Below are 12,610 nucleotides of genomic sequence, written 5' to 3' on the forward strand. Positions count from 1 at the left end.
TGGATTATTTAACTGTTAATTTTAAAAATGTAGCTGAGTTTTTTTACACTCTGTTTAGTAAAAAATAAGTATTCTCGGGGGTATACATAGTGACTTTTCAAGTGATAATACCAAAGATGAAACGTATAGTTAATGTAGTGATATTTTTAATCGCTACTTCAATGACGCTCGGATCTTTTGTCTGTAGTGCGACTGAAACTGTTACTAGTACTTTAAAATATGATCTTGGCAGCACCAAGGCTTGGGTGCCGTTTGGTTATAGTGGCAATCAACAAAAACCCGGTATTATTATCGCGTTAATTGAGCTTATTATGATGCAAGCAGCCATTCCTACTGAAACCAGCTATCTCCCGGTAAAAAGAGCGGTGACCGCATTGGAATTAGGACAAATTGACTTCGATGTTGTTAGCCCAAATTGGTTTAAAGATAAAATTATTGGTGTTGATTATGTTAGCAGTGTTCCTTTATTTGAAGTAACAGAATACTTTGTTACATTGCCCAATGTTGCAGTAGAGTTCAATCAAGCAGAAATGGCTTATGGGCAGTTAGTCGGCACCGTAGCAGGCTATGCTTATTTTGATGATGACAAGTTTACTCGCGCTGATTTTTTATCAGAAAGTGAATTAGTCAAAGGGCTGGTAAAAGGGCGCTTTAAGGTTGCCATTATAGAAGAAAGAGCGGCTCAATATTGGGCTGAAAAACATCAAACGTCAATAGCACTCGCTTCTTTACATACTAAAGGTGATATCGTTATTAGATTAAGAAAAGAACACGAAAATTTACTTCCTCGAATCAACCAAGCCATCTCTGTATTGAAAAAAAATGGTCAGTTTAAAAAAGTATTTGATGATTACTAACAATAAAGCTGGCGAAGATATTGATCTTATATTAGCGCACTATTCTTGTGGTGAAGCTGTATAAAGCACAGGGTCTTAATTTTATTGTTTGTTATAAAATAAAGCCTTAATGACAAACTACCTATTCTTCTTGTTCAGGGTTATAAGTAATCGCTTTATTGGCAATGGCATATGAAAATCCTTTGGTTGCCGTTAAATGGCGTAAAGCTTTTTGCTTCAACTTTATATCGGTAATAGGCTCTTCACCAAATTTTCTTATTTTTAACGCCAACGCTTTATCAAAATAGTCATCTTCTGACGTTTCAAGTTCATTGACACACTCATTAATGGTTGTTGATTGAAAACCCTTAGCATAAAGTTTCTCTTTTATTTTATTTGGGCCTATTTTACTTTCGGCCAGACTAAGCGTTAGTCTTTTAGCATAACGAGCATCATCTATAATTTCGTGTTCAATTAAATAATCTAAGGCAGTTTGATTATATTGAGTATCATCTTTGAATAATAAATTGGCTTTTTGCAATAAAGATTTTGCTGAGTAATCACCGTATCTCTCGATCATCCACATCATGTATGATTGAACACGTTTGTAAGAAATTTCTTGGGGTTTGGTGCTTTTTTTAGTTTTGTACATACGGCCACTTTTGTTAAGGAACGTATAACCGTTCAGCGTTGGTGTAAATATTTCAAATATGGATGTTTATGTTACGACTAGGTGAGTAAATTGGCAAAGCTATTTTAGCTAAAGCCTACTAGAACTTCATCATAGTAACGCCTGACCTGCTTTAGGGTCAAACTTTACTGTTATCTCTTTGAGGAGATTATTGGCTATAAAGGGGGAGGTTCATTAGTCGATAAACTATTATTGTGCTTTATTAAAAGCGAACATTTAATTTAAGGGGACATACGTTAACCGTTAGAACTTAAACCGATACTATAGTACTTTATTTTTATAAATATTTAACATTATCCTTATTCTATGTAGTATAATGAGAATCATTCTCAATTGCGTTACAGGGTTATTTATGACTTATTATCTTTCTCGTTATTTTCAAAAATTAATGACTTTTTCAATGCGCTCATTAAAGCGCAAATTTATTCATGTTTTTTTTGTTATTGGTTATCTTATCTCAACGCAAACATCGGCGAGCAGCGATACAGAAGGATTACGTCAACTTTTACAACTCACTGAATATATTAGTGTTGATTATGCTTCTGCCATCAGTAATGGCAAAGTTATTGATCAAGGTGAGTATCAAGAAATGCTTGATTTTTCTAACATTATTGCTGAAAGATCGGTGAGAGAGCCGGGTGAACAAGCCATGATTAAGTTATCGAAATCACTTCTCTCTGCGGTACAAGCGAAAAAAACACTTGTCGAAATACAAATGCTGACCAGTGAATTAAAAAACCTGTTGATAAATAACTCTCCGCAGTTATCGTTACCAACATCTTTACTTTCAGCATCTAGGGTAAAGCAATTATTTCAAAATAATTGTGCCAGTTGTCATGGTGTAACGGGTAAAGGAGACGGGAAGCTTGCAAGGCAACTAAGTCCACAGCCTACTAATTTTAACGAAAGAACACGTGCTTTAGACCGTTCTATTCTAGGATTATATGATGTGGTAACCGGCGGTCTTGACGGCACTGCTATGCCTTCATTTAAGAGCTTAACGGCAAAACAACGTTGGTCGTTAGCATTTTATACGGGTAGTTTAGCTTTTGTTTTTGATGAAAAACGACAAGAAAATAATGCACTTGAACTCTCACTCGCCGAACTTGTTCAGTATAGCCCTAACGAATTGTATAGGGCGAAAACTGACTTGGAAAAAGGTTTTGTTGAGCAGCTTAGATCTAACCCTGAGGAACTGTTTTCTGCAACTAAGGCGCCATTAACAATCGCGCGTGATCAACTTAAAAAAGCACTTGCCGCTTACAAAAATAATGACGTTATACTTGCCCAACAATTTGCGGTGAGTGCCTACTTAGATGGGTTCGAGCTTGTTGAAAATAACCTCGACGCTTATGATAGTTCGTTACGTAAAATGATTGAATTTAACTTGTTAGGCTTGCGCAATGAAATTAACAACGAGGAAGGCTCGGGTGACTTTGCTGTATCTGTTTCTGCAATTTTGCTGCAAATAGAACAAGCTGAATTTTTACTCAATGACTCAGTTATATCAGACACAGCTTTATTTAGTGCCAGTTTTATTATTTTGTTACGAGAGGGCTTAGAGGCGCTATTGGTTGTGCTGGTGCTTTTTACCATACTGGTACGGTCCAATAAAAAAGAAGCCATTAAATATCTTCATTTTGGATGGATAGCAGCCTTAATTGCGGGTGGGTTAACTTGGTTAGTGGCACAAAAATTAGTGACGATTAGCGGTGCTAGCCGTGAAACTATGGAGGGGGTTGCCGCGCTGTTAGCTGCAATTGTGCTCTTTTATGTTGGTTTTTGGATGCACAGCAAAACGCAAGCCGATCAATGGCAACGTTATGTTCAACAAAATATTAATAAAAGTTTAAAATCAGGTGCTTTATGGGGAATATCTGGCTTAGCGTTTATTGCGGTTTATCGTGAGGTTTTTGAGACAGTACTGTTTTATCAATCATTGTTAACCCAGACAAACCCCTCACAGCAATTTGTTCTTTTTAGTGGCTTTGGGGCAGCAGCGGCTATGCTAGTTGTCGTGGCCTGGTTAATGATTAAATATTCTATTAAATTACCAATAGCGCGATTCTTTTCAATAACAACGTATTTACTATTAGCCTTGTCATTTATTCTCGCGGGTAAAGCGATAACAGCGCTGCAAGAAGCCGCTATTATTAGTATTACGCGCTTTCCTATTGACTTTCATTTCGCGTGGCTAGGTATTAATTCAACGTGGCAAGGCATCACGACGCAAGCTTTTATCTTGTTTTTTTCCAGTGCGTTATTCTTTAAACCTTGGTTAAAAAAGACGAGCAGGGTAGATGAATAAATTGAGCATCGACTTGAAAAAAAATTTATAGAATAGCAGTAGCGAACCATTTTGAGTATGGATGATAGGTGATTTTTTAACTCGTTAAATGCTAACCCTGCTAAGGGTAAATCAATAAAGCACCGTAGTGATTTATATTGATTATAAAAATGACAATAGACTGATATTTCAAGGCGCTAGATCTGCCATAAATATAAGCTAATGGTACTGAGGAGGTACTTATGAAAACCTTAACGACAGACGTTGTAATTATTGGTGCAGGCCCTGTTGGTTTGTTTCAAGTATTTGAGCTTGGTTTACAAGGATTAAAATCGGTTGTTATTGACAGCTTGCCAGAAGTTGGTGGCCAATGCACTGAACTCTATCCAGATAAGCCTATTTATGATATTCCTGCTTTGCCTAATGCTAAGGCAAGCCAAGTTATAGAAAATCTCTATGAGCAAGCGGCTCCCTTTAAGCCAACTTTTTTATTGGGCGAGCGGGTCGAAGACATTAATAAATTGTCGGATGTTTCTTTTTCAGTTACCACGCACAAGAATACGCTTATTCACTGTCGCGCGGTGATTATTGCTGCTGGTAATGGTGCCTTCTCACCCGTTAAATTAAAAATACCCTTAATTGATCAGTTTGAAGATAAACAACTGTTCTACCGAATCAATAATATAGAACACTTTAAAGATAAAAACGTCGTTGTGCTAGGTGGCGGAGATGCCGCACTTGATTGGAGTTTGAGCCTACAGAAAACGGCTAATAGTGTTTTGCTTATTCATCGTAGTACAAAATTTAAAGCCGCTACAAGTAGCGTGAATGAAATGTTCGCCTTGTGTGAAGAACTAAAAATGCAATTTTTATGTGGTCAAGTGAGCGACTTTCAGCAAAAAGATAATAAGCTAACTGGCCTAACAGTAAATTCAAAAGATGGCATCAAACGTAGAGTGGAACTTGATGAACTTGTTATATTCTTTGGTATGTCACCCAAGATTGGTCCGATAGCAAATTGGCAACTTGCCATGCACCAACACCAGATAAAAGTAGATACACAATCTTTTCAAACCTCAGTGCCGGGTATCTATGCCGTTGGTGATATTAATTATTACCCGGGTAAACGAAAGTTGATTTTAAGTGGCTTCCACGAAACTGCCTTAGCGGCCTTTTCGATTGCGGAAACTGTTTTAGAAAAAGACCGTATTCCAACGTTATACACCACAACAAGTCCAGTAGTACATCAACGAATGGGCGTTACACATTCACTCGAAAGCCTGTTGGATGATTAACGGATAAAACAGGCGATTGATCATTACTACTTTCCTTTTATTGCTGTCTCTTTATCTGCGCGGCATGACTTTGGAGGCTTAGGTGGACTGTATGTAAGATAATAGCGGCAAACCTAACCGCTACTATTTTATGTTATGACTTAAGCTTTACAGCCTTGTTCGGTAATTTAATAAAGCTGAAGATTAAAGTAACTGTTCAGCTAAGTAATCAACCAGCAGTCTTATTTTAGGCGATAAATGGCGATTCTGAGGGTAAATTGCCCATATTCCTTCATCAGGCGCACGGTAATTATCTAATAGGGTCACCAGTTCACCACTTTCTATGCGTTGTTGAACATAATAATCGGGTAACTGAACTATCCCTAAGCCCTTTAGTGCGGCGTCCATCAGACTGTAGCCATTGTTGTATCTTAATCTACCGGTTACGCGGATACTTTTTTCTCGGTCAGACTCTCTAAAATGCCAGTAGTCTAATGTACCCAACAAACAACTATGTTTATTAAGCTCTGATATAGAATGGGGTACTCCCTGTTTTTCTAAGTATTGTGGTGATGCACAAAGGTAGTTTGTTCTTTTGCCAAGTTTTTTTGCCATCATGGTCGAGTCACTTAACTTACCAAGGCGAATTGCTAGGTCATAGCCTTCTTCAACAATGTCTATTTGGCGGTTGCTTAAATAAGCCGATACTTCAACATCGCTATATTGTTTTATGAAATTATTCACTAGCGGTAATATTTGTTTTTCACCATAGGCAACAGGCGCTGTTAATTTAATTTTGCCTTGGGGTTTTGACTGCAAATTTGTGATAGCCCGCTCAGCAGCATCGAGACCATCGAGAACACTGCGACAATGCTGATAAAAAACACGGCCTTCTTCTGTTAATGATACTTTGCGAGTTGTTCGATAAAATAACTTAATATTAAGGCGTTTTTCTAATGCACTTATCTGTCGACTCACCTGTGCGGTAGATATCGCCATTTTCTTTGAGGCGAGGGTAAAACTTTCATTTTCCGCAACGTAAACAAATTCGCTGATGCCATCCCACTGCATGATTATTACCTATATGTACAAGTGAATTTACAAATTAGCATATTATCATTTATATAGAAATAACTATACTAGCCACCAACAAGACATTGTTAGTGGCCACAAAAGTAGCTTATTTAAAATTACTTTAGACCTTTAACAGTGACCGTTCGTATAACATTATAGGAAATAAAGATGAGTTGGTTATTCCTTTTTTTAGGTGTCGCTGCTGAGGCGATGTCTCATGTAGCATTAAAAGAGACTGATGGTTTTAGTAAACCACTGCCAAGTGCTTTAGTTTTACTTGGACATTTAGCAGCATTCATTTTTTTAGGTCAAGCAATGAAAGGCATGCCAGTTGGTATCGTCCATGCGCTATGGGCCGGGCTTGCCATTATAACCGTGACTTTATTGTCTGCTTTGATTTACCGTCAGCATCTTGATTTAACAACATGGCTAGGCATGGGGTTAGTTGCTGTTGGTATTGCTATGATAAATCTTGCCCAAGGACACAGTCATTAAGATGAACAATGTAGATCAAAATTTTTAACAAAATGCTTTCACTTTTTGGTAACTATGTCCTTTAGATTGTTACCAAGGGGTAAAAGTTAATTACGTATTAGGCGTATTATCATCTTTAAATAAGTTGAGTAAACTAATGTTACTGTAACAAATTCGACTAGATGCTAATCCCATCAAAATATCTATTAATTGAAAAGTGAGAATAACGATGTCAGATAAATTTATAAAATCGAAAGCGGCTATTGCTTGGGGCCCTAATCAGCCCCTATCTATCGAAGAAGTCGATGTCATGCTACCTCGAAAAGGAGAGGTGTTAGTTAAGGTTATTGCCTCTGGTGTTTGTCATACCGATGCCTTTACCTTATCTGGAGAGGATCCAGAAGGAATTTTCCCCGTTATTTTAGGTCACGAAGGCGGTGGTATTGTTGAACAAATAGGTGAAGGTGTAACCAGTGTTAAGGTAGGCGATCACGTTATTCCATTATACACACCAGAGTGTGGTGAATGTAAATTCTGTTTATCGGGTAAAACCAACCTTTGCCAAAAAATTCGTGAGACACAAGGCAAAGGTTTGATGCCAGATGGCACGACCCGCTTTTACAAAGATGGTCAGCCTATTTTTCACTATATGGGCTGTTCAACTTTTTCTGAATACACCGTCTTGCCAGAAATTTCATTAGCGAAAGTTAATAAAGAAGCACCATTAGAAGAGGTTTGTCTACTAGGGTGTGGTGTTACCACCGGCATGGGCGCAGTCATGAATACAGCAAAAGTTGAAGAGGGCGCAACTGTTGCTATCTTTGGCCTTGGCGGTATTGGATTGTCTGCAGTGATTGGCGCGACCATGGCGAAAGCTAGTCGAATTATTGCTATCGATATTAACGAAAGTAAATTCGAACTTGCGAAAAAATTGGGTGCTACCGATTTTATTAACCCCAAAGACTACGACAAGCCTATTCAAGATGTGATTGTCGAAATGACCGATGGCGGTGTTGACTACTCTTTTGAATGTATTGGTAACGTTAACCTAATGCGCTCTGCCTTAGAATGTTGTCATAAAGGATGGGGAGAATCAGTGATCATTGGTGTTGCCGGTGCCGGACAAGAAATATCAACCCGTCCATTTCAACTGGTAACGGGTCGTGTATGGCGTGGTTCTGCATTTGGCGGTGTTAAAGGTCGTACTGAGTTGCCAGATTATGTTGAACGTTATTTAGCCGGAGAATTCAACTTGAGCGATTTTATTACTCATACCATGAGTCTTGAAGACATTAATGAAGCGTTTGAGTTAATGCACAAAGGAGAAAGTATTCGCAGTGTTATTCATTTTGATAAATAGGCGATATAAATAACCCGCATCTGTCTTTAGAAAGATAGTCACTCACATTAATAGTATGGCGTTGCCCTTTTATTGCAGTAATTAGCAGGGGAGCGTCTTGAGGTTACCCTATGACAATTGATCCTTTAATTGAAAGTATCAGTGTAAATAAAATTTTTGGTGGCTGGCACAAGCAATATAGCCACCATTCTAAAACCGTAAACGCTAACATGCGCTTTGCCATTTTCTTGCCTCCACAGGCTAATAATGGCAAAAAAGTGCCTGTGCTTTACTGGCTTTCAGGTCTAACCTGTACCGATGAAAACTTTATGCAAAAAGCCGGCGCACTGCGAGTAGCTGCTGAGTTAGGCATTGCTATTGTTTCTCCTGATACTAGTCCAAGAGGTGAAGAGGTAGCTGATGACGATAGTTATGATTTGGGTCAGGGCGCAGGATTTTATCTTAATGCTAGCCAAGCACCTTGGAGCCGTCACTATCAGATGTATGATTACGTGGTTAAAGAACTGCCAGCAATTATTGAAGCCACATTTCCAGTGTCAGATAAGCGCGCTATTAGTGGACATTCCATGGGCGGACACGGGGCACTGACTATTGGTTTGTTAAACGCTGAACGTTATCGTTCAATGTCAGCCTTTAGTCCGATCTGTAACCCGATTAAGGTGCCTTGGGGCAAAAAAGCTTTCAGCGCTTACTTGGGGAAAGACCAAGCAAGTTGGTACCAGCATGATGCCAGTGAATTAATGCGTATAGCAAAACAGTTTATTCCTGCCAAAGTTGATCAAGGTGGTGCAGATGACTTTTTGAAAGAGCAATTAAAACCAGAAACGCTAGAGGCTGCAGCAAAAATGAGTGGTTACCCATTAGAGTTAACCATTCATGAAGGCTATGATCACAGTTACTATTTCATCTCTTCATTTATTGAAGCGCATTTGCGTTTTCATGCCGAGCACTTAGAAAGATAAGTATTAAGGGAAAATGCCCTAAGGGGCAAGCGGTTGATTACACTTAACCAGACCAAAATAATGTTGTTCTTGCTAGGACAAGTGTTTGTTAAATATATTATCCAACATTAGCCAAGCCAATATCCAAGCCATTATTTCGCAGTCCAAGATTCGCCATTTATTTTGCTGATTAAGCATAGGTTTATGCGTTATCCTCCTGAGACGAACCTCAAAAGTCTATTAATTCAAAACACAGACGTTAGTCTAGCACTCGTTAAAGAAGTCGTGGTATTTTATGGTCGAACAATAGGCAAATAAATGAGCTATCTGTTATCATTAATATCTTCAATATTATCAAACGAAAAAAGGCTGCTACCTTGTATCGATTTATTTTCGCCACAGCTTTAATTTTCACAGGCGTTACTTATAATGCCTATGCCGATGACATAAAAGTTGAATTTAGTGGTTTTGCCTCTTTAGCCCTTAGTTATAGTGACGATCCTGATATTGCTTTTAGTCCCAATTATTTGAATATTGACGATACAGGCTGGTCAGCTACCCGTGACTCAATTTTAGGGGGGCAAGCCAATATATCCTTGGCTAATAACTGGGATTCTGTTGTGCAATTTGTCCTAGAAGATCACGCGAATACAGACTTTGAAAACTACCTCGAATTAGCTTTTTTGCGCTACCGTCCTTCTCGTAATTGGGCTATTCGTGCGGGCAGATTAAACAGTGACCTTTATTTACTTTCAGAATACCCGCACGTGGGATACGCTTATTTGTGGGTACGTCCGCCACATGAGTATTACTCTTTTGCAAGTACAGCGGGGAAATTTGATGGTGTAGATATTGAATACAGCCAATCAATTAATGATGGTTTTTTACGGTTAAAATTAGCTGCGGGTAACACGACTGCAAAATTAAAAGCGAGTGGCCAAGACTTTCTTATTGATTTTGACCATTTAATGACTTTTAGCGCAACCTACGTACTTGATGCTTGGACCATGCGATTTTCTGTATCACAAGCTGATGTCGGAGACTATAAGTTCGAGGCATTAAATGAGTTTATTGATTTATTAAACTCTGTGCCAGCTCCTGTGTGGCCACAAGCAGCGTCGCTATCAGCAAGTTTTGACACAAAAAACCATAGTATTGAATATGCTGCTTTAGGATTAACCTACGATAGTGATAATTGGTTAATTCAATCTGAAATAGGTATTTCAGAGTCTCCTTGGTTGGTCGCTTCATCAAATATTAATGGCTATGTGAGTGTCGGTTATCGTTTAGATAAAGTGACGCTTTTTTCCAGTGTTTCTATTTCAGAGAACCGCCATAAGATAACCACAGTTACTGCGCCCCAATTTCTTCCTGGTACGCCAATACAAGTAACCTTTCCATTACAACAGTTAGCACTTGCTTCAAAAGAGGCTGTAGACCGATTAGTGGTGCACCAACATTCAATTAATGTTGGCGTAAAATGGCAGGCGTCAGAAAATTTGATCGTTAAAGCGCAAATTGATCACTTTGATGTTCAACCTTTTGGTGGTGGGTTATGGGGGATAAGTGATCCGGAAAATGTTGAAAAAGAGCATAGAATTAATGTGTTTACTGTTAGTGCGAACATGGTGTTTTAATGATGAAAAACCCCCTGTTATTAATGATTGGATTGGCTATTTTCAACTTTGATGCTGTGAGTACCGAGTTTGTTGTTGTGGTCAATAAAGACAATGCGATTAACTCATTATCTAAGCGCGAAGTGATTGACATTTATATGGGGCGTTATTTAACTTTTCCTGACGGTGAAATGGCACAGCCACTAGATTTGCCCTCTGAATCACTATTGAAGAATGACTTTTATCTGCAATTAGTTAATAAAAATGAGCAAAAAATAAACGCTTACTGGGCAAGGTTACTGTTCTCTGGGCGAGCTAAACCGCCGATCGCGGCTATTTCAATTGAAGATGCTTTGAACAAGTTATACAGTTCACCATATTCAATTGGTTATATACCTAAAGACCAGCTCACTGATGCTGTAAAAGTGGTTTATCGATTTAATGAAAATTAGTCAAAATCTTTATGTCAGAGTTCCATTGGCGATCGCTATTGTTGCCGTGCTAGTTGCGTTGGTTTCTTCAACGTTGTCCTATTATGCTGGCCTTCAAGAAAAGAAAGATACTAACTATTTGCTTGTTAAACAATTAGCCCAAACGATGGCAAAAACTGCGACGATATCTGCCTATTTAAATGATCGCGAGCTCGGACAGGAAATTATTAGTGGTTTGTTGAGTAATGATTTAGTTCAAGGGGCTAGACTCTCCGGCGAGGGCGAAATGAGCATTTCCAGTGGTGCTCTTAACAAACCACAAGATGGCATAGTTATCCAATTAATCCATCCTTTTATTGATGATACCCTTGTTGGCACACTTACTGTTTATCCAGACAATAATTATATTCAACAACAGGTAGAAAACTCACTTAAAAAAGAAGTGGCATTGATACTAATACAATCTATCATTATTGCTTTTTTTGTCTCTTTGATCGTGCACAGATGGCTAACTAAGCCGATTCAAAAGTTAACCGATAGCTTTACTACCATCAATCCTAGTATACCTAAAACAATGCGGATGTTGTTGGTGAAGCAAGGTGCCAAAAATGAAATTGGTAAATTAACAAAAGGCATAAACTCTTTGATGCATGAGTTACACCTTACTATTAGTAATGAGCGAGCATTGCGCGAAAAAACTCAAGAGTTAGAGCGTAAATTCAGGCTTATTTTTGAACAAGCGAGTGCTGGAATTTGTTTGCTCGATGAAAAAAACACCATTACCACTTTCAACCCGGCATTTTTACAATACTTCAGTGTTGCAGGACAGACAGACTTGGTCTCTTTACACTTTCCAACCTTATTAAATAATGTCGACAAACTCGAAGAGTTGTTATTGAGTATTCGCGCCGACAAGAATCGTCCACAAGTCACTCTAGACATAGAATGCCGCATCGGCAATAAAACGCTGTGGCTGCACTGTTTATTCGCAAAATTAACGGAGCAGCGCAGCAATGAACGCAGTAGTGATCAAGGTAATTTAGTTGAAGTAATAATACATGACGTTACTGAACGAGCAGAACGGGAATTTCAAACACGTTTTGAAGCGGATCATGACCCTTTAACCCATCTACTTAATCGACGCTCCGGCGACAAAAAATTAGATAATGCCTTACTTTATTGTTTAGAAAATCAACAAAGCTTAGTGTTGATGATGATTGATTTAGACAAGTTTAAACCTGTTAACGACAGTTATGGCCATGAAGCGGGGGATAAGGTATTAATAGCAATAGCAAAACGTCTTAAAGCACATTTTAACTTGGCAACAGACCTCTGTATTCGATGGGGAGGGGATGAATTTATTGTTGCCCGTCAGTTGACGAACTTTGACCAAGAGTTAATGCTTGAACAAGCTAATAATATTCTTGCTGAGATAGAACAGCCCATTCATATTTCAGATAACATGCAATGCCAGGTAGGCGCAAGTATTGGTATTGTTGTTGCCCCTAAAGACGCTAAGGTACTCCACGAATTGATGGTTAAGGCAGACGACATGATGTACCAAGTTAAAGCATCAGGACGAGGCCAAGTAGCATTCTATCAAAAACCATAATTAGCGTGCCATTG

Annotated in this window: 11 protein-coding genes; 9 read left to right on the forward strand and 2 right to left on the reverse strand. The window is 38.6% G+C overall.

All coding sequences use genetic code 11. The features are described from left to right. The first annotated feature begins 116 nt into the window (after positions 1-116). The gene (locus tag H4J75_RS06685; protein WP_182221695.1) at positions 117-857 is read left to right on the forward strand and encodes an ABC transporter substrate-binding protein; all 741 of its coding nucleotides are present in this window, start codon (positions 117-119) and stop codon (positions 855-857) included. 121 nt (positions 858-978) lie between these two features. On the opposite strand, the gene H4J75_RS06690 is transcribed toward H4J75_RS06685, so the two are convergent. After that, positions 979-1,488: a regulatory protein RecX gene (locus H4J75_RS06690; protein ID WP_182214158.1), complete on the reverse strand. Its 510-nt coding sequence runs from the start codon at positions 1,486-1,488 to the stop codon at positions 979-981. Between the two features lie 391 nt (positions 1,489-1,879). On the opposite strand from H4J75_RS06690, the gene H4J75_RS06695 reads away from it, so the two are divergent. Both H4J75_RS06695 and H4J75_RS06700 read left to right on the forward strand, forming a co-directional pair. Then, on the forward strand, positions 1,880-3,835 hold the full coding sequence (locus tag H4J75_RS06695) for an FTR1 family protein (RefSeq protein ID WP_182221696.1): 1,956 nt from the start codon (positions 1,880-1,882) through the stop codon (positions 3,833-3,835). A gap of 221 nt (positions 3,836-4,056) precedes the next feature. Further along, positions 4,057-5,109 (forward strand): NAD(P)/FAD-dependent oxidoreductase, encoded by a 1,053-nt coding sequence (locus tag H4J75_RS06700; protein WP_182221697.1) that lies wholly within the window; start codon positions 4,057-4,059, stop codon positions 5,107-5,109. A gap of 183 nt (positions 5,110-5,292) precedes the next feature. Here H4J75_RS06700 and H4J75_RS06705 read toward each other — a convergent pair whose 3' ends face one another. Next, complete coding sequence (locus H4J75_RS06705) at positions 5,293-6,159, reverse strand: LysR family transcriptional regulator (protein WP_182214163.1); 867 nt, start codon at positions 6,157-6,159, stop codon at positions 5,293-5,295. 171 nt (positions 6,160-6,330) lie between these two features. On the opposite strand from H4J75_RS06705, the gene H4J75_RS06710 reads away from it, so the two are divergent. The 6 genes from H4J75_RS06710 to H4J75_RS06735 all read left to right on the forward strand — a co-directional run bounded on the left by H4J75_RS06710 (position 6,331) and on the right by H4J75_RS06735 (position 12,596). Further along, complete coding sequence (locus tag H4J75_RS06710; protein WP_146797193.1) at positions 6,331-6,657, forward strand: multidrug efflux SMR transporter; 327 nt, start codon at positions 6,331-6,333, stop codon at positions 6,655-6,657. A 208-nt stretch (positions 6,658-6,865) separates the two neighbouring features. Then, positions 6,866-7,996 carry an S-(hydroxymethyl)glutathione dehydrogenase/class III alcohol dehydrogenase gene (locus H4J75_RS06715; protein ID WP_220465253.1) on the forward strand — a complete coding sequence of 377 codons (1,131 nt, stop codon included), beginning with the start codon at positions 6,866-6,868 and terminating at the stop codon, positions 7,994-7,996. A gap of 110 nt (positions 7,997-8,106) precedes the next feature. After that, positions 8,107-8,958 (forward strand): S-formylglutathione hydrolase, encoded by an 852-nt coding sequence (fghA, locus tag H4J75_RS06720; RefSeq protein WP_220465254.1) that lies wholly within the window; start codon positions 8,107-8,109, stop codon positions 8,956-8,958. A 356-nt stretch (positions 8,959-9,314) separates the two neighbouring features. Continuing rightward, complete coding sequence (locus tag H4J75_RS06725; protein WP_220465255.1) at positions 9,315-10,574, forward strand: hypothetical protein; 1,260 nt, start codon at positions 9,315-9,317, stop codon at positions 10,572-10,574. Next, the gene (locus H4J75_RS06730) at positions 10,574-11,005 is read left to right on the forward strand and encodes a hypothetical protein (RefSeq protein ID WP_259364614.1); all 432 of its coding nucleotides are present in this window, start codon (positions 10,574-10,576) and stop codon (positions 11,003-11,005) included. The genes H4J75_RS06725 and H4J75_RS06730 overlap by 1 nt, the downstream gene beginning before the upstream one ends. Further along, complete coding sequence (locus H4J75_RS06735) at positions 10,995-12,596, forward strand: diguanylate cyclase domain-containing protein (RefSeq protein WP_182221698.1); 1,602 nt, start codon at positions 10,995-10,997, stop codon at positions 12,594-12,596. The genes H4J75_RS06730 and H4J75_RS06735 overlap by 11 nt, the downstream gene beginning before the upstream one ends. The last annotated feature ends 14 nt before the right edge of the window (positions 12,597-12,610 follow it).

It is taken from the genome of Colwellia sp. BRX10-1 (assembly GCF_014077545.1).
GTDB lineage: Bacteria > Pseudomonadota > Gammaproteobacteria > Enterobacterales > Alteromonadaceae > Colwellia_A.